Here is a 21044-nt window from a genome sequence, read left to right as displayed (position 1 = left end):
AGTTGTATTATAACTATATATAGTTATTTTTAAGGAGGATTTTAAACATGGCTAAGGCTAAATTCGAGCGTAGTAAACCACATGTTAATATTGGTACAATCGGTCACGTAGACCACGGTAAGACAACAACAACAGCTGCTATTTCTAAGGTTCTTAACACAAGACTCGGAACAGGTGAGACTGTTGATTTCGATAACATCGATAAGGCTCCTGAAGAAAGAGAAAGAGGAATCACAATTTCTTCATCACATATCGAATATGAAACAGAGAAGAGACATTACGCACACGTTGACTGTCCTGGACATGCTGACTACGTTAAGAACATGATCACAGGTGCTGCACAGATGGATGCTGCTATCCTCGTTGTTGCTGCTACAGACGGTGTTATGGCTCAGACAAGAGAACATATCCTTCTTGCACGTCAGGTTGGTGTTCCATACGTTGTTGTATACATGAACAAGTGTGACATGGTTGATGACGAAGAACTTCTTGACCTTGTTGAAATGGAAGTTAGAGAGCTTCTTAACGAGTATGATTTCCCAGGCGATGACACTCCTGTTATCCGTGGTTCATCACTTAAGGCTCTTGAAGATCCAAACGGCGAATGGGGCGACAAGATCATGGAACTTATGCATACAATCGATGAGTATGTTCCAGACCCTGAGCGTGAGACAGATAAGCCATTCCTTATGCCTGTAGAGGACGTATTTACAATTACAGGTCGTGGTACTGTTGCTACAGGTAGAGTAGAGCGTGGTACTCTTCATGTTAACGACGAAGTTGAAATCGTTGGTATTACAGACGAAGTTCGTAAGGTAGTTGTAACAGGTATCGAAATGTTCAGAAAGCTTCTTGATGAGGCTCTTCCTGGCGATAACATCGGTGCACTTCTTCGTGGTGTTCAGAGAGATGATATCGAAAGAGGTCAGGTACTTTGTAAGCCTGGCAGCGTAACACCTCATGACAAGTTTACAGCTCAGGTTTACGTTCTTACAAAAGAAGAAGGTGGTCGTCATACACCATTCTTCAACAACTATCGTCCACAGTTCTACTTCAGAACAACAGACGTTACAGGTGTTTGTGAGCTTCCTGCAGGTACAGAAATGTGCATGCCTGGTGATAACGTAGAAATGACAGTTGAGCTTATCCACAAGGTAGCTATGGAGCCAGGTCTTCGTTTCGCTATCCGTGAGGGTGGTCATACAGTTGGTTCAGGTGCTGTTGCTACAATCATCGAGTAATTTATAATATTCTTTTGAATTATATTTAATTACATATATAAAAAAGGCACCGTCCCGTAGAAATACAGGGGCGGTGCCTTTTTACTGTTATTCGAAATACAAATCGTTTTCGGATTTGCATCATTAGTCATATCTTCAGAAACAGGCGCTCGTTCATTTTATCTAAAGTGACCATACATCAATTATTTTTTTGATTCGTCATATATTCTCTTTAGTTCTCTGACGGTCTTTTTAATATCCGGTTTACCGACAATACCGGTTACAAGGCATGCAAGATCACATCCCGACTCAAATACATCGTCAACATTATTATCTTTAATGCCTCCGATGGCAACAAAAGGAATATGTATATTTGCGGATACATAATCAAGATAATCAAGACCTACCGGATCCACAACGTCTTCTTTTGTTTGAGTTGCATATATGGGACCTACTCCTATATAATCTGCACCGTCTTCGACTGCTTTTCCGGCATGTTCCGGCATATGAGTGGATACTCCGATGATAAAATCCTTTGGAGCGATTGCCCTGATTGCATGAACCGGAATATCTTCCTGACCTACATGTACCCCGTCGGCGCCCACGGCAAGTGCAAGACCGACAAAATCATCAACGATAAGCATGGCACCGGCTTCTTTTGTCATTTGTCGAATGATAACAAGCTGATTATACATGTATTTAAATGTTTTTTTCTTTTCTCTGTACTGTATGACCTTTATTCCGGCTTCAAGCATATCTTTAACGTCTTTAATATTGTCATGACTGTATGAAAGGTCTTCGGCGGTCATTCCGTATATGGGAAACTCATAAAATAGTTCTTTTTGCTTTTGGTTCATATCTTTCCTTCCGTGGATATAATTGTTATTTAAATTGAATTAATGAGTCGTTTGTCAATTCATGAATCGGACAATTGCTGTCGAATCAATTATATTCTGAAACATCTCCGTCATTTAATACAAGTTCGAGAACAAGATCCGCCTGTTTATTGGCGGCAATCCTTACGCGGGGCGCATACGGAGAACATATTGAGTAATCCGATTTTCCGTCGCCCACTACATACAGATTGTTTCTCATTTGTAAGGTAACCACATCATTCGTATTACCTATACCGCATATTCCGGAGGCGCTTACAACCGGCTTACCGGTCATTAATGCTCCCGAAACAAATATTGCCTTGCTTTCCGGACTGTCAAATGCTTCCACAAGAATATCACAATCTCCGGAAAGCTTAAATACATCATCAGGGTCCTCGAGGCGGCCGTTCAGCAGAGTAAGATCCAACTCGGGAGCAAGTCTTAGGAGATTTTGAGCAAGAGCTTCCGTTTTCAACATTCCGACCTGATCAGGATAATAAAACTGTCTGTTAAGATTGGAAGCATCCACTTGGTCACAGTCTAACAGAGTGAGATGGGAAAAACCGCTCCTGACAAGAGTTTCTGCAATATTGGACCCTAAGCCTCCGCAGCCTGCGATGAAAATATTTACTTTGCCTATTTTTTTAAGCTGTTTATCGGTAAAATATTTTCGGAGTCCGGTAATTAGAGACGTATCTTTTTCGTTTGTTTTGTAATTATAACCAAATGCAGTTTCCTGTTTTTCCATATTTACTCCTTTCGGAATTAAATTATCATTTCCCAATCTTTATATACAGGCTGATATCCGTGAGCCTGTATTGCAGCCGCCATTTCTTCGACGCTTCTCTCATCGGTTATTTCAAACTGACCTTCGCTCTTTTTTTCTTCTCCGTGTCCTCCGACCTCCGTTACGGAGCCGGCACTCATCTTTGTTACTCCGAGTCCGATCAGATTATCTCTGAAATCAGCCCTCTCTCTTGTTGATATTGTAATGCCCAGTCTAGGCATAAATATTCTGTATGCGGTGAGAGCCTGAACCAATGAGATGTCGTCAACGGTACATTTTGCAAAGGCGGGACTTACGCCTTCATGTTCGCATAATCTCGGGAGAGATACGGCTATATCCGTTCCCGGGTATTTGTTTTGCAAATACCATGCGTGAAGTCCCGTGAAGAATGTGTCCTTTTTCCAATCATCAAGTCCGAGAAGCGCTCCGATGTTAACGGAGTGGTAATTCGCCATACATGCAAATTCGGGACTATTTAACCTTTTTCTGAAGTTCCCCTTTTCTCCGATAGGGTGAAGAGAAGGGTATAATTCTTCGTTATAAGTTTCCTGGAACATTGTGAATCCGTCGACTCCTGATTCGTAGAGCATCTTATATTCTTCTTCAGTAAGAGAATATACCTCTATGGTTATGGAATCCACATATTTTTTTAAAATTTTTGCGCATTTGGCAATATATTCCGGAGGCGTTGCATTTCTGTTTTCACCGGTAAGAATAATAATATGCCTTATTCCCATATTTCGAATTGCCGCACCCTCAATTTCTACTTCCGACTCATTGAGTATACTTCGCTTAATCGGATTGTTTCGGTTAAAACCGCAGTAAACGCATCCGTTATTACAGACATTTGCAAGATATAACGGAGTAAAAAGTGATATTGTTTTACCGAAAAACCTCTCCGTAAGCTGTTTTGATTCGGCAGCCATGGCTTCCAATACATTCGGAGCCTGTGCGGAAGGAGATAATAATGCTGCGAAGTCTTCGGGCTCTTTTTTGGGTTTTTGCAAAATATTTAAAATGTAATCCTCAGTTGTATTTTCCCAAAGAGACTCAAAGTCGAAATTTTTATATTTTTGTAATAAATCATAGAATTCCATAATTTCAACCTGTATCAATAAAATATTTAATCTCTCAAAAATCCGGTGAGCGGAGTGGAAGCGCTTGCAAGCGACGATACAGCTCCCGGACCGGACAGATATGCTTCCCGACCTGCGGCTACCGCTTTACCGAAAGCTTTTGCCATAAGTACAGGATTACCCGCAGTTGCAACGGCTGTGTTAACAAGCACGGCACTTACGCCGCATTCCATGCATTCAGCAGCTTCGCTGGGACGTCCGATACCGGCGTCAACAATTACGGGAATATCCATTTCCTGAACCATAATTGAAACGACTTCCTTAGTCATAAAGCCTTTGTTGGTACCTATCGGAGCACCGAACGGCATTACGGAAGCGGCGCCTGCGTCTCTCATTCTTCTTGCGGCATAAAGATCCGGAGTCATGTAAGGCATTACAATAAATCCCTCTTTTGCAAGAATATCCACGGCTTTTAATGTTTCTTCATTGTCCGGGAGCAGATATTTATTATCGGATACAACCTCTATTTTTATCCAGTTACCGCAGCCGGCGGCACGGCCGAGTCTGGCTATTCTTACGGCTTCCTCGGCATTTCGCGCTCCGTGTGTATTAGGCATGAGAATACAGTCTTTAGGTATGAGATCCACCATATTTCCTTCGTTAGATCCGAATTCAACCCTTCTCATGGCAACGGTTACGATGTGAGCCCCGGATTCATTTATACATTGTGGGATAAGAGAATCGTCACCGAATTTACCTGTTCCGAGCAGCAGCCTGCTTCTTAATGTTACGCCGCCGATAATAAGCGGATCGTCATTATTCAAAGAATTATTCATTTTAAATTCCTTTCCATATTCATAATTAAACGGTTATTATGAAATATCAGCCGCCGCCTACAAAATGCAGCAATTCCACTTTACTGCTCTCTGAAAGAGTGACATTTTTAAATTCTTCGGTTTTGTAAATTATTCCGTCTACTTCCGCAACTACGGAGGCAGGGTTAATTCCCTTTTCTTCTATAAGGGACATTAAGGTGGAAGAATTATTTACATCGGTATTTTTTCCGTTCAAAACTATATTCATGTAAAACCTCTTTTATTGTTATTATTTTAAGTTATATAAATGGTTTAAGGGGCCTCTCCCTTTGCCCAGATTCAGTTTGGCATTTATGGCCCCGGTTACATAATTCTTAGCAAGCCTTACCGAATCTTCAAGACTTAATCCTCTTGCAAGATATGAGGCTATGGCGCTTGAAAGCGTACAGCCGGTTCCGTGGGTGTTTGGATTATCAGTTCTTTTTGCTTCCAAATACAGCGGGTGCGAATCAGGGCATACAAGTATATCGGTACTGTATTCGATTAATTTGTTATCTTTTCCTTCATTAAGCAGGGTGGTAAGCGTATCGTTAAATACGGCGTGACCTCCTTTTATCAGCACGGCAGTATTATATTTTTCTGATAATTCACGTGCAGCGTCAATAAATGAATCCTGTGTTAATATTTTATGCCCGGACAGGATTTCAGCCTCCGGAATATTCGGAGTTATTACCGCTGCCGCGGGTAACAGATATTTTTCCAAAGCACGGACGGTATCGCTTTTCGTAAGAGAATCTCCGCTTGTCGATACCATAACCGGGTCTATAACAATGTTGCGTATATTATAATCGGACAGATACCCGGCAATTATTTCAACGGATGCGGGAGATGAGAGCATACCGATTTTTACCGCATCGGGCGGAATGTCGGAAAGTACACATTGAAGCTGATTCTCAATCATGGAATCATCCGTGTACTGAATGCCGTACACTCCCGTTGTGTTTTGAGCCGTTACGGCCGTTATTACGCTCATGGCATATACGCCCAGAGCGGACATGGTTTTGATATCCGCCTGTATTCCGGCGCCTCCCGAAGAATCAGATCCGGCGATTGTAAGTGCAGTAAACATAAATTTATTATTCTCCGAATATCTTTACATTTTCACCTTCTAAAATATGGTTCATATTTCTGATTGAACAGAAATTGCCGCACATGCTGCAGGTATCCTCTTTTGCGGGTGGAGCAGACGCTCTGTAGGATCTTGCCTTGCCGGGATCGACCGCAACATCAAACATGGCTTCCCAGTCAAGCTTTTGTCTTGCAACGGCCATTGCGTGATCTTTTTCGGTTATGTTAGGAAGACCTTTGGCAATGTCAGCTGCATGAGCTGCAATTTTAGTTGCGATAATTCCTTCCTTTACATCGTCGGTATCAGGCAATCTCAAATGTTCCGCCGGAGTTACATAGCAAAGGAATGCGGCTCCGTTCTGAGCTGCAATGGCACCTCCGATGGAGGATGTGATGTGGTCATATCCCGGGAATATATCCGTAACGATAGGTCCGAGCACGTAGAACGGAGCGCCGTGGCACAGAGTTTTCTGAATCTCCATATTTGCGGGTATCTGATTCATAGGCATATGTCCCGGACCTTCAATCATAACCTGAACATTTCTTTCCCATGCACGCTTTGTAAGTTCTCCCAGCGTAATAAGTTCTTCAATCTGGGCAGGGTCCGTTCCGTCTTCGAGACAGCCGGGACGACATGCGTCACCCAATGAAAGAGTTACATCATATTCTTCGCAAATATCAAGAACTCTATCAAAATGTTCAAAAAACGGATTTTCGTTGCCTGTCATTTCCATCCATGCATATATTATTGAGCCGCCTCTTGAAACTATATTCATGGTTCTTTTGTTTCTTTTGAATTTAGCGGCGGTTTCTCTGTTGATTCCGCAATGTATGGTGAGGAAATCAACGCCGTCTTCCGCATGCATTCTTACAATATCAATCCATTCATCTGAGGTTATTTTTTCAAGCTCCTTGTTGTAATATACAACCGCATCGTAAATCGGAACGGTTCCGAGCATTGCGGGACATTTTGAAGTTATATATCTTCTGAAAGATCTTGTGTCTCCGCATGAACTTAAATCCATTATTGCTTCGGCGCCGTATTCAACGGCCATTTCTACCTTTTTATATTCTGTTTCCCAATTTTCGGAATCTCTGGAAGTTCCGAGGTTAACATTTATTTTTGTGGTAAGTGCGTTTCCTATTCCGTTAGGGTCCAGACATGTATGAACCTTATTTGCGGGAATAATTACTTTACCCTGAGCGATAAGATCCATTAACTTATCGGTATCCATGTATTCTTTTTTTGCAACTGCAATCATTTCAGGCGTTAAAATACCTTTTCTTGCGGCATCCATTTGAGTGGTATAATTTCTATCCATATCAGAATCTCCCGTAAAATAACAAAACAAAATAACAAAACCCGTGAATAATAATAGGAAGAATTATTACTCACAGGCATAAAGCACTATATAAGAATATAAAACTCCCTACGCTGGCATTATCCAAATCAGGTTATGAAGGGTCAAAGTTGATTACTTACTCTCAGCCGGCACACCGGCTCCCCTGTTTACATGTATCTTTTTCTGTACAATATCACTACGGAACATTGAAGTCAATAAAATATTATGGGAAAGAATTCTGCAAAAATCACAAAATGGTTACAAAAACTTAAATGTGTAGATTGCAATTATATTTGAAACAATATATATTATAGTCAATCTAAACAATAACATCTGACTATTAAAGGATATTAAAAACAGGGAGGATATGATAATGGCAGTAGTAACAATTACAAAAGATAATTTTGAAGCAGAAATCATTAATTCAGCAGTACCTGTAGTTGTGGATTTCTGGGCAACATGGTGCGGACCATGCCAGCTTCAGGGACCTGAACTCGAAAAGTTTGAAGCTGAATACGGCGACAAGGTAAAGGTGGCTAAGATTAATGTAGACGAGCAGCCTGAACTTGCATCTAAGTTCGGAGTAGCATCAATCCCTACACTCGTTAAATTCGAAGGCGGAGCTGAGGCTTCAAGAGTCGTAGGATTTAATGATAAGGCCGGTTTAGCTAAGGCATTCTTATAATTTCGATTTTTCTAACATAGAATAATAAAAAGACCGTACACAACACTGAGGTATTTCCTCTTCTAAATAATAGAAACACACAAGCAAACAACAAAACAACTCATTAAAGAACTAAACAGCAATCACTGTGATCTGGGTAATAATGCAGTGATTAATAACAAACAAAACATAAATTTTCCTAACACTCATACTTTTAAACAGAAGACTCCGTATGCCGGAGTCTTCTGTTTTGTTTTATTTACATTGTACACAAGTTGACGGCGGTTAATAATAGGGGTATTATTTTCATTAAAACATTTGCAGTATTCTCACGGTATAAGTGGAATTGCATATAAGATTGATATGGATTACGCCATATTAAAAAACACAGAGGAGAGATACATTATGGGAAAGAAAGATATCGATTGGGAACATATTGGATTTAATTATATAGAAACAGACAAGCGATATGTTTCTAATTACAAGAACGGAGCATGGGACGAAGGAACTTTAACGGACGACGCGGTAATTGCTTTAAATGAGTGTGCGGGAGTATTCCAATATGCTCAGACATGTTTTGAAGGATTGAAAGCATATGAAACGGTGGACGGCAGAGTCGTAATATTCAGACCTGACTTAAATGCCGAAAGACTTGCGAACTCGGCAAGAAGACTGGAAATACCTGTATTTCCGGAAGACAGATTCCTTGAGGCCGTAAAAGAGACCGTTAAGGCCAATATTGACTATGTTCCTCCTTTCGGAACGGAGGCTACATTGTACATTCGTCCGTTTATATTTGCTTCATCCCCGGTTATAGGTGTAAAACCTTCGGATGAATATCAGTTCAGAGTATTCACGACTCCGGTAGGACCATATTTTGCGGGAGGTATAAAGCCTTTAACACTTAAGGTTTCAGATTTCGACAGGGCCGCTCCTCGCGGAACGGGTAACGTAAAGGCGGGACTTAACTATGCCATGAGCCTTCATGCCATTGTAACCGCACATAATGAAGGCTTTGACGAAAATATGTATCTTGATCCTCAGACAAGAACTTTTGTTGAAGAGACGGGCGGAGCCAACTTTATCTTTGTAACAAAGGACGGAACCGTAGTAACACCTAAGTCAGACAGTATATTACCTTCCATCACGAGAAGATCTCTCTTAACGGTTGCGGAAAAGTATCTCGGACTTAAAGTTGAAGAGAGACAGATCAGATTGGATGAAATACAGGATTTTGCGGAATGCGGATTGTGCGGTACAGCAGCGGTTATTTCTCCGGTGGGAAAGGTAGTAGACCACGGAAAGGAAATTGTATTCGGATCCGGTACGGAAAAACCGGGACCTGTATGTATGAAACTCAGAGAGACTTTACTTGATATTCAGCTTGGCAAGACAGAAGCTCCCGAAGGCTGGATATATGAAATTTAATCATATGGACAATAATATAAGTGTAAAAATTGCGGTAGCAACCCATAAACAATACAGAATGCCTGATGATGAAATGTATGTTCCGTTTCTTGCGGGTGCGGCAATAAGAGATGAAGACTTCGGGTATATGAGAGATGACTGTATTGAGGATAATATTTCAGACAAGAACCCTAACTTCTCGGAACTGACCGTTTTATACGAAGCGGTAAGGGTTTTGGATGCCGAATACATCGGCCTTGCACACTACAGAAGGCATTTTGCCGGGGAAAAATTCTCTACGTTCGACAATATATTTATGAACAAAGAGGATTCCCGTTTTGCAAATGTACTTACATATAAAGAATTAGAAACACTAATACCTCATAACAGAATTATTTTACCCAAAAAACGCAATTACAGGGTTGAAACAATCTTTTCGCATTATGCGCATACTCACGGAGAGGGACATTTGCTTGTTGCAAGAGAGGTAATAAGCAGACTGTGCAGAGAATATTTAAGAAGTTTCGACAGAGTCATGAAATCTCATTCGGCGTATATGTTCAACATGATGATTATGAGAAAAGAGTTGACGGAGTCGTACTGTGACTGGCTTTTTCCTATTTTATTTGAATTGGAAAAGACGCTTACGGAAAGCGGAATGACGGAAAATTTAAGTGAATTTGACGCCAGACTTTACGGAAGAGTGAGTGAAAGGCTGTTTAACGTATGGCTGGACAGAATGATTGTGACAGGCGAAATCGGCGAAGACGAGATTGCAGAGCTCCCGTTTGTGTATATGGAAAAGGTTGATATTGCCAAAAAGGCAATATCGTTCGCCAGTGCTAAGCTTTTTGGTAAAAAATACAGCAAGAGTTTTTAACTTCACGGAGATGACGCATGTATAAAAAAGAGACTGCGGCGGTTGTCGTAACATACAACAGAAAAGAAAAGTTAATAAATTGTATAGAGAGTCTGCTTCATCAGGTACCCGAAAAACCGGAAATACTTATAATTGACAATGCAAGTACGGACGGAACATACGAAGCCATAAAAAAATATTATAATTGCGGAGTTATTAAATATTTCAATACCGGTAAAAACTTAGGCGGTGCCGGAGGCTTTGCTTACGGCATAAAAAAAGCCTATAAAATGGGTTTTAAATATATATGGCTTATGGATGACGATTGCGTAATGAATGAAGACGCCCTTGAGAAATTCATGGAAGCGGACAGATTACTTGACGGAAAATACGGTTTTCTGTCAGGAAGGGTTAATTATACCGACGGTGAAATATGCAAAATGAATATGCAAAAGACGGATTTTAACAGGGGTATAAAAGACTTTGACAGGAATTTGCAGAAATTATGGTGCGCAACCTTTGTATCCTGCTTCCTTAAGGCAAGCACAGTGGCAACGGTGGGACTTCCGATAAGCGAATTCTTTATATGGACCGATGATATTGAATATACAAGAAGAATTTCCAAGCTATATCCGTGTTATTACGTTTCAAACAGCATTACCGTACATGATACGGCGTCTAACAGCGGTTCCGACATTTCCGTGGATACCATGGACAGACTGGACAGATATAAGCTGGCATATCGCAACGAAGTATTTGTATACAGAAGAGAGGGAGCAAAAGAAAAAATGTATTGGTGGGCAAGATTACACCTTCATGCTCTCCGAATTATTAAGAATGCTCCGGACAACAAATGTAAGCGATTAAAAACACTGGTTAAGGGAACCGTGGAAGGATTCAGTTTCAGACCTAAGATAAAAAGAGCCGGTTCAAGAGGATAATATTTAACAGAAAGACAACAGTATTTGGAGATTATTATGCATTATGATTATTTGGTAGTCGGCGCGGGACTTTTCGGCGCCATATTTGCAAGAGAGGCGACGGACAGAGGCAAAAGTGTTTTGGTTATAGATAAGAGAGATCATATTGCCGGAAATATTTATACAAAGGAAGTTGAAGGTATTAACGTTCACGAATACGGTGCACACATTTTTCATACCAACAACAAGCTTGTATGGAATTATATCAACAGATTCGCGGAATTTAACAGATATACCAATTCTCCCGTAGCAAATTATAACGGTGAAATATATTCTCTTCCGTTTAATATGTATACATTTAACAAAATGTGGAATGTCGTAACACCGGATGAGGCACGAGAAAAAATTGCGAGTCAGGTTGAGGAAGCGGGAATCACCAATCCCCAAAACCTTGAAGAGCAGGCCATAAGCCTTGTAGGTACCGACATATATGAGAAGCTGATTAAGGGGTACACCGAAAAGCAGTGGGGCAGAGATTGTAAAGATCTTCCTTCATTTATTATAAAGAGACTTCCTGTAAGATATACATATGACAATAACTATTTTAACGCGATATATCAGGGAATTCCTATCGGCGGATATACAAGAATGGTTGAAAATATGCTTGAGGGCATAAAAACAGTTACAAACACGGACTATTTTAAAGCGAAGGATGAGCTCGGTGAATTCGACAAGGTTGTTTTCACGGGCCCTATTGACGCATATTTCAATTATAAGCTGGGAGCTTTGGAATACCGTTCCGTAAGATTTGAAACAGAGACCATCGACACTCCTAATTTCCAGGGAAATGCCGTTGTAAATTATACGGACAGGGAAACTCCTTGGACAAGAATAATAGAGCATAAGTTTTTCGAATTCGGAGAGCAGCCTAAAACCGTAATAAGCAGGGAATACAGTTCGGAATGGAAACTCGGAGACGAGCCTTATTATCCGGTTAACGATGAGAAAAATGCCGCTCTTTACGCTCAGTACAAGGAGCTTGCGGATGCCGAACCGAATGTGATCTTCGGAGGTAGACTCGGCGAATATAAATACTATGACATGGATAAGGTTATAGAAGCTGCACTCAAATGTGTTGAAAAGGAATTTAATTAATATGATAAGCTTTGCTAAGACTGAAGTAATGAACTTTCACAATGCCATACGCGGTGCGAGAAATCCGTTAAACAGCTGGCACAGAATGGACAGCTCCGTATCTGATGAAGGTGATTTTGTGTTCGGTGACAATGACATAGATCTTGCAAAAAGACTTATAAAGGCCGGTACCGATCACAGAAAGTTTATCAGACAGATATTCATATCGACAGATATAACGGCTCCGTTGTATTGGTGGAAAGAGTATGATACATATAAAGTGGGTACTGTAGCCAATTCGACAAGTACAATGCATAAAATTCACTCAAAGGAATTTGAAATTGAAGATTTCAGCCATGATCATTTAACGGAGAGTGCACGAAAGGTGCTTGATAAGTTAATAGTTTCATTGGAAGAACTCAGAAAAGAATATACGGAAACCAAGAATAAAGAAATTTGGTACAGTATTATTCAGCTTCTTCCGGAAAGTTATAATCAGACAAGAACCTGTACATTAAACTATGAAAATGTTATAAGTATGTACATAAGCAGAAAGCACCACAAGTTGGAAGAATGGCATACATTTTGTAGGTGGGCCGAAGAACTTCCTTATTTTAAGGAGTTATTTCTTGAAAACGGAGTAGGTAACAACTGATTAAGAGGTTCAGGATATGAGATTGGATAAGTTTTTGAAGCTGTCAAGACTTATTAAGAGAAGAACTGTTGCAAATGAAGCGTGCGATGCGGGCAGAGTGTCTCTTAACGGCAAAGTTGCAAGAGCATCTGCAGAGGTTAAAGTCGGAGATATCATTGAGATACAGTTCGGAAATAAAGTTACAAGAGCAAAGGTTTTGCTGGTTAAAGATGTGATTCGCAAAGAAGAGGCCGACTTAATGACGGAACTGTTATAATACGAAACGTTCTTTAGAGGTGTGTTTATGCAGCTGGAAACAAGGAAAGATAAAGAAAAAAGGGCCAAGAAGAACAGACGTAACGCAAGAATAGGTCTGTTGTCTATTGCTGCGTTTGTATGTGTGTTTTTGGTATTGTTTATAATTGCCAACAACAGCCTCAAATCAAAATCCGCTGAGAATCAGGCTAAAATACAGGAATTGAATAATTCCATAGATGAGCAAAAAAAGAGAAGCGAAGAGTTGGATGCTCAAAAGGCATACACACAGACAAGAGAATATATAGAAAAGATCGCAAAGGAAAAGCTCGGACTGGTATATCCTAACGAAATTATATTTAAAACAAATGAATGATATGAATTATACGATTAGGGGACTTAAAAAAGTTGCCGGATATATATCCGGCAACTTTATGTTAGAAGAACATGACAATATTATAGCAGGACTTTCAGGAGGCGCTGATTCAAGCTGCCTCTTGTTTTTAATATGCAGACTTATTGAATCGGGAGAAATACCAAAGTGTCATGTCCATGCAATACATATTAATCACGGAATAAGGGGAGAAGAAGCCGTGAGAGATGAAAATGTTTCCGAAAGATTTGCCGATTCTCTCGGTGTGAATTTCAAATCATACCGTTTTGATGTTCCTGCTCTTTCCAAGGAACTCGGAATGAGCGAAGAAGAGACCGGAAGAAAGATACGATATGAAAGCTTTCGGTCCTTTGCAAGAGAGCATGCAGAATTAACGGGGACAGATCCCGGTAAATATAAAATTGCGGTGGCTCACAATGCCAATGACAGAGCGGAGACATATATTTTTAATCTTGTGAGAGGAGCGGGCCTTAGGGGGCTGTCGGGTATAAAGCCCGTTAACGGAGACATAATAAGACCGATACTCTGCCTGTCGAGAGATGAAATAGAGAAAATATGCGAAGAAAACAATATTTCCTACGTAACCGACTCCACTAATTCAGATGATATTTATACGAGAAACTATATAAGGCACAGAATTATAGAACCCATGTCCTATATAAACAAAACCGCCGTTTTACATATCAACGAGGCCGCAGACAGAGCCAAAGAAGCATATGATTATATAAACAATCAATCTAAAGAGATTTTCGACCGGTGCTGCGGTATTGAATACGGAAACGATAACAGGATATCCCGGGTTATTATCGGCTTTGATGTTAAGAATTGTGATGTTGTAATAAGAAAGAGCATATATGCTTATGCGGCAGAGTGTTTGTCCGGTGATTCTTCGGATATTTACGGTACGAGGTTTGATGCGGCAGACAACCTGTTGCTTAACGGGACGACAGGTAAAAGTATTCAGATCGGAAAAGGTATTGTCGCAAGGTTGGATTATAATGAATTGAGCTTTGAATATGAAAAATCACCGGTTGAAAATGTCAACGCCGAAAATGATGACTGCGTGTATTTTCTGGACGATAATACAAGAAAAAAGATAGAAAACGGTGAAATTGCGGAATTAAAATTTGATAAATTTGCATTAAGACTGTACAAAACTGAAAAAGTTATTAAAAATGACAATGAATGCTATACCAAGTATTTTGATTATGATAGAATAAAAGGGAATTTATGCTTTCGGAAAAGACGCCCTCACGATGTTATGACAGTGGGGGCAGACGGATCTGCAAAAAAAGTTAAGAATCTGTTTAGAGACAGCAAAGTACCAAAAGCGGTCAGAGATGATATATGGATATTGGCGGATGATAAAGCCTGTCTTTGGGCAGTCGGGGTACGTCAGTCCGTTGATTCATTTGTCAGAGACGGTTTATACGGGCTTTGCATTGAATGGATACCGTTAACTTAATTAAGGAGTAATAAATGAACAATAGAAATAATGATAATAGGAACAGAGGTGCCCTAACTTCATTTATATTCTTAATTGTCCTACTTGTAATATCTTTAATTATGATATATACGATGACAGGGAATAATTCTGACAGTAATAATTCCTATATTTATTCTGAATTTCAGAAAGATGTAGACAATAAGAATGTAGAGAAAGTAGTGGTGAACCAAAGCGCCAGTGTACCTACAGGAACGCTGCAGGTTCAATTAAAAGATAAAACGGTAAAATCATTATCCGTATCGGATGTTAACAAATCTGAGGAATATCTCACGGAAAAAGGTATACCGTTTTTGGTAAGTGACATACAGCAGAGAAACAGCTGGGGATCGATAATACTTCAAATGCTGTTTATGTTTGTTCCGCTCTTTTTATTATTTGCAATAATGAGAAGAGGAATGAGCAGTATGCAGGGCGGAGGAATGATGGGCAATTTTGCCAAGAGTAAGGCTAAATTGTCGGAAGATTCATCTGCCAAGACGGTAACATTTAAGGATGTTGCCGGACTTAAGGAAGAAAAGGAAGAACTTGAAGAGATAGTAGACTTCCTGAAGAATCCGGAAAGGTATACAAGACTCGGAGCTCATATTCCGAAAGGTGTTATGCTTGCGGGCCCTCCGGGAACGGGTAAAACTCTTCTTGCAAAAGCGGTGGCAGGTGAAGCGGGAGTTCCTTTCTTTAGCATTTCCGGCTCCGACTTCGTTGAAATGTTTGTCGGCGTGGGAGCTGCCAGAGTAAGAGACATGTTCACCGAGGCTAAAAACAACGCTCCTTGTATTATTTTCATAGATGAAATTGACGCCGTAGCAAGACAGCGAGGAGCGGGACTCGGCGGAGGTCATGATGAAAGAGAACAGACCCTTAACCAGCTTCTTGTTGAAATGGACGGATTCAGCGCCAATTCAGGCGTTATAGTTATGGCGGCAACGAACAGAATAGATATTCTTGATCCCGCAATACTCAGACCCGGACGATTTGACAGAAAGATAGTTGTCGGATATCCGGACAGAGAGGCAAGACTTCAGATATTAAAAGTTCATTCCAGAAATAAACCTCTTGCCGATGATGTTGATTTGGAATCTCTTGCAAGCGTTTCCGTGGGATTTACGGGCGCCGATCTTGCAAATATTATGAATGAAGCTGCCATTGCAGCCGCAATAGACCACAGACAATATATCACCAATGAAGATGTAAAGAATTCATTCATCAGAGAAGGTATAGGTGTTGAAAAGAAGAGCAGGGTAATTTCGGATAAGGACAAGCTTATTACCGCATATCATGAAACAGGTCATGCCATACTGTTCCATGAGCTTCCTGATGTGGGACCGGTTCATATTATTTCGATTATTCCTACGGGAATGGGAGCGGCAGGATATACAATGCCGCTTCCCGAAAAAGATGAGTTATTTAACACCAAGGGTAAAATGATGCAAAACATTATGGTTTCCATGGGCGGAAGAATAGCCGAAGAAATAATATTTGACGATGTTACGACAGGTGCTTCACAAGATATTAAGCAGGCATCTCAGCTTGCAAGAGACATGGTAACCAAGTACGGTTTCTCAAAAGATTTGGGATTCCTGGATTACAGCACACAGTCAGATGAATTATTCATAGGAAGAGAACTTGCCCACAGCAATAACTTCAGTGAACAGACGGCAACAAAGATTGATGAAGCCGTTAAGGAAATTATTGATGAGTGTTATGCAAGGGCAAAGCAGATTATTCTCGACAATAAGGATGTATTAGAGAGAACGGCTAAATATCTTATTAAGAAAGAGAAGATATCGAGGGAAGAATTTGAAGCGATTTTCAGGGGTGAGGATCCTGAAGGTGTTTCAAATAATGCTGAAAGCAAAGAAAAATCCGATAACGTTTCTGCAGGAATTAACGGACATAATAATGCCGATAACAATTCGACGGTTGAAAATAATGTTACGGACATTAAAACCACGGATGATTCCGATTCCGATCAAAAGGATGAAAAGGGTTCAAATGAGGAACACGGTAATAACGAGTCAGATAAGAAAGATAATAAACCGGATGACGGTTGGATATATTGATTATTTATGACTTTGTAATAATACCGGGCAAAAGCGACGATAATTATAGAAGAAGATGATAGTATGAAAAGAAGCAAGAGGAAAAAGTTTGCTGTGACAGCTGTATTTATCGGATCTATATCTGTTATTGTCGCTTTTTTGCTTGTAAGTTTTTTAAACGTTCCAAGAAAAAGCGATGATAGTGAAACCGGTGACAGTACGGCAGACAATTATTACGCTCATGATACAGAAGGAACAGATTCTCAGAATGATGGCGAACATTCCGAGAATGTAACATCAAAAGGATATTCCATAAAAAAAATTGACGGAGTTACATATATTGATAATATTATGATTGTCAATAAGGAATATCCTCTGCCTGAAAGTTATGATCCGAAAGATTTAAATCCCGATGCGGCAGGGGCATTTGAAGAAATGAAAAACGCAGCCGCCTCCGAGGGCGTAAAACTGTGGATTCAATCAGGCTACAGATCATATGACAGACAAAAAGAATTATATGAGCAGTCAATTAATTCACCTGATGCAAATGTAACGGATTCTCTTATTGCGAGACCGGGATATTCAGAGCATCAGACCGGTTTGTCTATGGATATTAATTCCGTAACTAAGCTTATGGGAGAATGGAAAGAGGGAATTTGGTTAAGGGATAACTGTTATAAATATGGATTTATAATAAGGTATCCTGAGGATAAGGAAAAATTTACGGGATATTCGTATGAACCATGGCATATAAGGTTTGTAGGCAGAGACCTTGCAAAAAAATTGCATGATTCCGGAGAATGTCTTGAAGAATACCTGGGTATCAATTCAGAGTATTCAGAGTGATAGGAACAGATATGATAGATAATAAACAAGAAAATACAGATGATTCCATGTTGGATGAGGATACCGTTTCTAACGAGAAACATCACAATAAAACGACGGTTGAAGATATACTTGAAGACAGGGATAAGATATTCGACGACGGAGCAATCGGAGTCGAAGCTAATGAACTGCCGGACAGAACGAAGAGAATAATCGGAAAAAAGAAGGTTAAGACCGACAATTCACAAGCGGCTGCGCCATATATAAAGCATCACAGATTTATCGATGAAAGTGCGAGAGGCGATGCGGATTGGGGAGTTTACAGAAGAAATTACGGATGGCCGTATAAAGTATTCTTTATTATTGCGGTAATAGGAACATTATATTTTATTTTTACTCAGGTACTTGCCGGCGTATACGGTATTGAATGGACTTACGGCTGGGGACCGATAAAATGGTTCGTAAACGTATTGTGTACGGGATGTTTAATAGGTGTTCCGGGAATGCTTATCCTTCCGTATTTCAGTTACAGGAAGTTTAAAAGGAATCATATTGAATATGAACCGGAATATTTCACTTATTATGAGTACTTTGTGGATGGAAACACACCCGAGGGAAGGGTTGAAATGCACAATGAGTACAAGGTTGTAAGAATGAGAGTTCTTGAGGAAACAATAGGATATTTCAGAGTAAGAGGACGAGTTGAGAGAACCGTAGTTACAAACGGTAAACCGGGAAAGGTAAGCGTTCTTAAGAAAACCGTTATTCCGAAAGCATTCAGCAATATGGAACTTATAGAAAAATATCTTTTCGGCGGTAAAAATGAATATCACTATGTTAAGTTCCATGAATTTGACGAAGGTGAGAGCGTAAGAAGATACAGCGCACACTACAGAAAGTACAAAAAATATTAATTATACGGAGAACTGGTAATGGCAAATGATAAAAAACTTGTTGAAGCCATAACATCAATGGATGTTGACTTCGCTCAGTGGTATACGGATGTTGTAAAAAAAGCGGACCTTATGGCATATTCAGCCGTAAAGGGATTTATGATTTTTAAACCGGCGGGTTATGCAATATGGGAAAAAATCAAATCGGAGCTTGATAAGAGATTTAAGGAAACAGGAGTTGAGAATGTTTCCATGCCGCTTCTTATTCCGGAGAGTTTGCTTAATAAGGAAAAAGATCATATAGAAGGCTTCGCACCGGAGGTGGCATGGGTTACATACGGCGGAGAAGAGGAACTTACGGAAAGATACTGCGTAAGACCGACATCTGAGACATTGTTCTGTGACTTCTATCATGATGATATCCAATCATACAGGGATTTGCCTAAGGTATATAATCAGTGGTGTTCCGTAGTTCGTTGGGAGAAGGAAACAAGACCGTTTCTCCGTTCAAGGGAATTTTTATGGCAGGAAGGTCATACTGCCCATGCAACGGAAGAGGAGGCTCAGGAGAGAACATTACAGATGCTTAATCTGTACGGTGATTTCTGCGAGGAAGTTCTTGCTATTCCGATGATAAGAGGTCAGAAAACGGAGAAAGAACAATTTGCGGGAGCAAAAGCCACATATACAATTGAATCTCTCATGCACGACGGAAAGGCACTCCAGAGCGGAACAAGCCATAATTTCGGAGACGGTTTCGCCAGAGCCTTTGAAATTCAATACACGGACAGGGAAAATAAATTACAATATGTTCATCAGACATCATGGGGAGTGACAACAAGACTTATCGGCGCGATTATTATGGTTCACGGTGATAACGAAGGACTCGTTCTTCCTCCGAGAATTGCTCCCGTTCAGGTAAATATTATCCCTATCCAGCAAAAGAAGGACGGAGTTCTTGACAAATGTTATGAAGTCAGGGACATTCTTAAAAATGCAGGAATATCCGTTAAGGTGGATGATACGGACAAAACTCCGGGCTGGAAGTTCTCGGAGTGTGAGATGAGAGGTATTCCGGTAAGAATAGACATCGGACCTAAGGATATTGAAGCCGGTAAGGCGGTATTGGTTCGCAGAGACACAAGAGAAAAAATCGAAGCTTCTTTGGATAATATTGTTGAAGAAGTAAACAGCCTGATGGAAACAATTCAAAAAGATATGTACAACAGGGCCAAAGAACACAGAGATTCACACACATATGTTGCCGTAAGCTATGATGAATTTAAGGATACCATAGAAAATAAAGCCGGATTCGTTAAGGCTATGTGGTGCGGCAACAGAGAATGCGAAGACAAGATCAAAGAAGAAACAGGCGCAACATCACGTTGTATGCCTTTTGAACAGGAAGCTGTTTCGGATGTATGCGTATGCTGCGGTAAAAAGGCAAAAAGCCTTGTTTATTGGGGCAGAGCATATTAATTATACATACATGTAATAACCGTTAACATGTAAATCAGAATTCAAATTAATATATTATATAGCCCCGGCGGCTGCAAAGGCGGTAAATGATATATCCATGCGAATATATCCGAACTGTTTTGCGGCAGCCGGGGTTTTTATTAAATTAAAACAATCGTCGGGCATGTGTTTATTTTCAAATAAAAGAAATAGTTTATAATATTTCCTATAGTAAGTTTAGAAGTGAAAATCTATGGATAAAATAAATCAATTTGAAATATATAAAAAAGCATTATTTAAACGAAAAATAATATTGGCGGGAATATTGGTTCTGTCAGGTATATTTATATTAATCGGAATATGGGCACTGTTTTTTAAAGAGAATGTTGTATATAGGAATACGGACTATGCAATGATGGATGAAGACGAGAACGTTGAAAAAATAGATGAAAGCAGTAACTATATATTAGAGCAGACTGTGGAAGGCAATACAATGAGTATTTTATACGGAAGGGATTTCGTTTTCCATAAATCTACGGGAGAGGCGGATATTCTGTTCGGAAACCCATCCAAATCAAAAGTTAACATGTCCGTGGAAGTATTGCTCGGAAGCGAAAAGGTCGCCGAAACAAGGCTTATTCATCCGGGATTTCAGATTAAAAAAACAAAGATAAATGCGGATATAAGTAAATATAAACCCAATATATACGACGGCACGATACTTGTATATTATTATGATATGAGTATGAACGAAAGGCGGCCGATCAATTCATCCGTGCCGGTTAAGATAAAAATAGTTGAATAGCAGGAA

General features: G+C 40.0%; 22 protein-coding genes and 1 riboswitch. Of the genes, 15 read left to right on the top strand and 7 right to left on the bottom strand.

Annotated features, from left to right (window positions below; genetic code table 11):
• Nucleotides 1–47 precede the first annotated feature (47 nt).
• Nucleotides 48–1241, top strand: coding sequence for an elongation factor Tu (gene tuf, locus ACYQ1N_RS03735; protein WP_459832896.1), 1194 nt, complete (start codon nt 48–50; stop codon nt 1239–1241).
• A 182-nt stretch (nt 1242–1423) separates the two neighbouring features.
• Here the strand turns inward: tuf and thiE are convergent, their stop codons facing one another.
• The 7 genes from thiE to thiC all read right to left on the bottom strand — a co-directional run bounded on the left by thiE (nt 1424) and on the right by thiC (nt 7223).
• Nucleotides 1424–2077, bottom strand: a complete 654-nt coding sequence (gene thiE / locus ACYQ1N_RS03730) for a thiamine phosphate synthase (RefSeq protein ID WP_459832894.1) — start codon at nt 2075–2077, stop codon at nt 1424–1426.
• 85 nt (nt 2078–2162) lie between these two features.
• Entirely contained in the window at nt 2163–2843 is a 681-nt protein-coding gene (gene thiF, locus ACYQ1N_RS03725) for a sulfur carrier protein ThiS adenylyltransferase ThiF (RefSeq protein WP_459832891.1), read from the bottom strand.
• Nucleotides 2844–2860: 17 nt separating this feature from the next.
• Nucleotides 2861–3979 carry a 2-iminoacetate synthase ThiH gene (gene thiH / locus ACYQ1N_RS03720; protein WP_459832888.1) on the bottom strand — a complete coding sequence of 373 codons (1119 nt, stop codon included), beginning with the start codon at nt 3977–3979 and terminating at the stop codon, nt 2861–2863.
• Between the two features lie 26 nt (nt 3980–4005).
• The gene (locus ACYQ1N_RS03715; protein WP_459832886.1) at nt 4006–4794 is read right to left on the bottom strand and encodes a thiazole synthase; all 789 of its coding nucleotides are present in this window, start codon (nt 4792–4794) and stop codon (nt 4006–4008) included.
• Nucleotides 4795–4840: 46 nt separating this feature from the next.
• Complete coding sequence (gene thiS, locus ACYQ1N_RS03710) at nt 4841–5041, bottom strand: sulfur carrier protein ThiS (RefSeq protein ID WP_459832883.1); 201 nt, start codon at nt 5039–5041, stop codon at nt 4841–4843.
• Between the two features lie 21 nt (nt 5042–5062).
• Nucleotides 5063–5902 carry a bifunctional hydroxymethylpyrimidine kinase/phosphomethylpyrimidine kinase gene (gene thiD, locus ACYQ1N_RS03705; protein ID WP_459832881.1) on the bottom strand — a complete coding sequence of 280 codons (840 nt, stop codon included), beginning with the start codon at nt 5900–5902 and terminating at the stop codon, nt 5063–5065.
• Between the two features lie 7 nt (nt 5903–5909).
• Complete coding sequence (thiC, locus tag ACYQ1N_RS03700) at nt 5910–7223, bottom strand: phosphomethylpyrimidine synthase ThiC (RefSeq protein WP_459832879.1); 1314 nt, start codon at nt 7221–7223, stop codon at nt 5910–5912.
• A gap of 88 nt (nt 7224–7311) precedes the next feature.
• Nucleotides 7312–7419: riboswitch (TPP riboswitch) on the bottom strand.
• Nucleotides 7420–7617: 198 nt separating this feature from the next.
• Between thiC and trxA the strand changes: the two genes are divergently transcribed.
• The 14 genes from trxA (at nt 7618) to ACYQ1N_RS03630 (ending at nt 21038) form a co-directional block, all read left to right on the top strand.
• Nucleotides 7618–7929, top strand: a complete 312-nt coding sequence (trxA, locus tag ACYQ1N_RS03695) for a thioredoxin (RefSeq protein WP_459832876.1) — start codon at nt 7618–7620, stop codon at nt 7927–7929.
• Nucleotides 7930–8313: 384 nt separating this feature from the next.
• Nucleotides 8314–9336, top strand: a complete 1023-nt coding sequence (locus ACYQ1N_RS03690) for a branched-chain amino acid aminotransferase (protein WP_459832873.1) — start codon at nt 8314–8316, stop codon at nt 9334–9336.
• On the top strand, nt 9326–10195 hold the full coding sequence (locus ACYQ1N_RS03685; protein WP_459832871.1) for a DUF4422 domain-containing protein: 870 nt from the start codon (nt 9326–9328) through the stop codon (nt 10193–10195). Before ACYQ1N_RS03690 ends, ACYQ1N_RS03685 begins: the two co-directional genes overlap by 11 nt.
• 17 nt (nt 10196–10212) lie before the next feature.
• Nucleotides 10213–11115, top strand: a complete 903-nt coding sequence (locus ACYQ1N_RS03680) for a glycosyltransferase family 2 protein (RefSeq protein WP_459832869.1) — start codon at nt 10213–10215, stop codon at nt 11113–11115.
• A 36-nt stretch (nt 11116–11151) separates the two neighbouring features.
• Nucleotides 11152–12249, top strand: a complete 1098-nt coding sequence (gene glf, locus ACYQ1N_RS03675; RefSeq protein WP_459832867.1) for a UDP-galactopyranose mutase — start codon at nt 11152–11154, stop codon at nt 12247–12249.
• A gap of 1 nt (nt 12250) precedes the next feature.
• The gene (locus ACYQ1N_RS03670; protein WP_459832865.1) at nt 12251–12883 is read left to right on the top strand and encodes a hypothetical protein; all 633 of its coding nucleotides are present in this window, start codon (nt 12251–12253) and stop codon (nt 12881–12883) included.
• Nucleotides 12884–12899: 16 nt separating this feature from the next.
• The gene (locus ACYQ1N_RS03665; RefSeq protein ID WP_459832863.1) at nt 12900–13139 is read left to right on the top strand and encodes an RNA-binding S4 domain-containing protein; all 240 of its coding nucleotides are present in this window, start codon (nt 12900–12902) and stop codon (nt 13137–13139) included.
• A gap of 27 nt (nt 13140–13166) precedes the next feature.
• Entirely contained in the window at nt 13167–13493 is a 327-nt protein-coding gene (locus ACYQ1N_RS03660) for an FtsB family cell division protein (protein WP_459832861.1), read from the top strand.
• 1 nt (nt 13494) lies between these two features.
• Nucleotides 13495–14976 carry a tRNA lysidine(34) synthetase TilS gene (gene tilS, locus ACYQ1N_RS03655; protein WP_459832859.1) on the top strand — a complete coding sequence of 494 codons (1482 nt, stop codon included), beginning with the start codon at nt 13495–13497 and terminating at the stop codon, nt 14974–14976.
• Between the two features lie 14 nt (nt 14977–14990).
• Nucleotides 14991–17078 carry an ATP-dependent zinc metalloprotease FtsH gene (gene ftsH, locus ACYQ1N_RS03650; protein ID WP_459832857.1) on the top strand — a complete coding sequence of 696 codons (2088 nt, stop codon included), beginning with the start codon at nt 14991–14993 and terminating at the stop codon, nt 17076–17078.
• A 63-nt stretch (nt 17079–17141) separates the two neighbouring features.
• Nucleotides 17142–17903 (top strand): M15 family metallopeptidase, encoded by a 762-nt coding sequence (locus ACYQ1N_RS03645; protein WP_459832854.1) that lies wholly within the window; start codon nt 17142–17144, stop codon nt 17901–17903.
• Nucleotides 17904–17914: 11 nt separating this feature from the next.
• Nucleotides 17915–18796 carry a hypothetical protein gene (locus ACYQ1N_RS03640; RefSeq protein ID WP_459832852.1) on the top strand — a complete coding sequence of 294 codons (882 nt, stop codon included), beginning with the start codon at nt 17915–17917 and terminating at the stop codon, nt 18794–18796.
• An 18-nt stretch (nt 18797–18814) separates the two neighbouring features.
• Complete coding sequence (gene proS / locus ACYQ1N_RS03635; RefSeq protein ID WP_459832850.1) at nt 18815–20254, top strand: proline--tRNA ligase; 1440 nt, start codon at nt 18815–18817, stop codon at nt 20252–20254.
• 232 nt (nt 20255–20486) lie between these two features.
• The gene (locus tag ACYQ1N_RS03630) at nt 20487–21038 is read left to right on the top strand and encodes a hypothetical protein (RefSeq protein WP_459832847.1); all 552 of its coding nucleotides are present in this window, start codon (nt 20487–20489) and stop codon (nt 21036–21038) included.
• Nucleotides 21039–21044: the final 6 nt, after the last annotated feature.

The organism is Howardella ureilytica (assembly GCF_054657495.1).
This window is presented reverse-complemented; position numbering and strand designations above follow the sequence as displayed.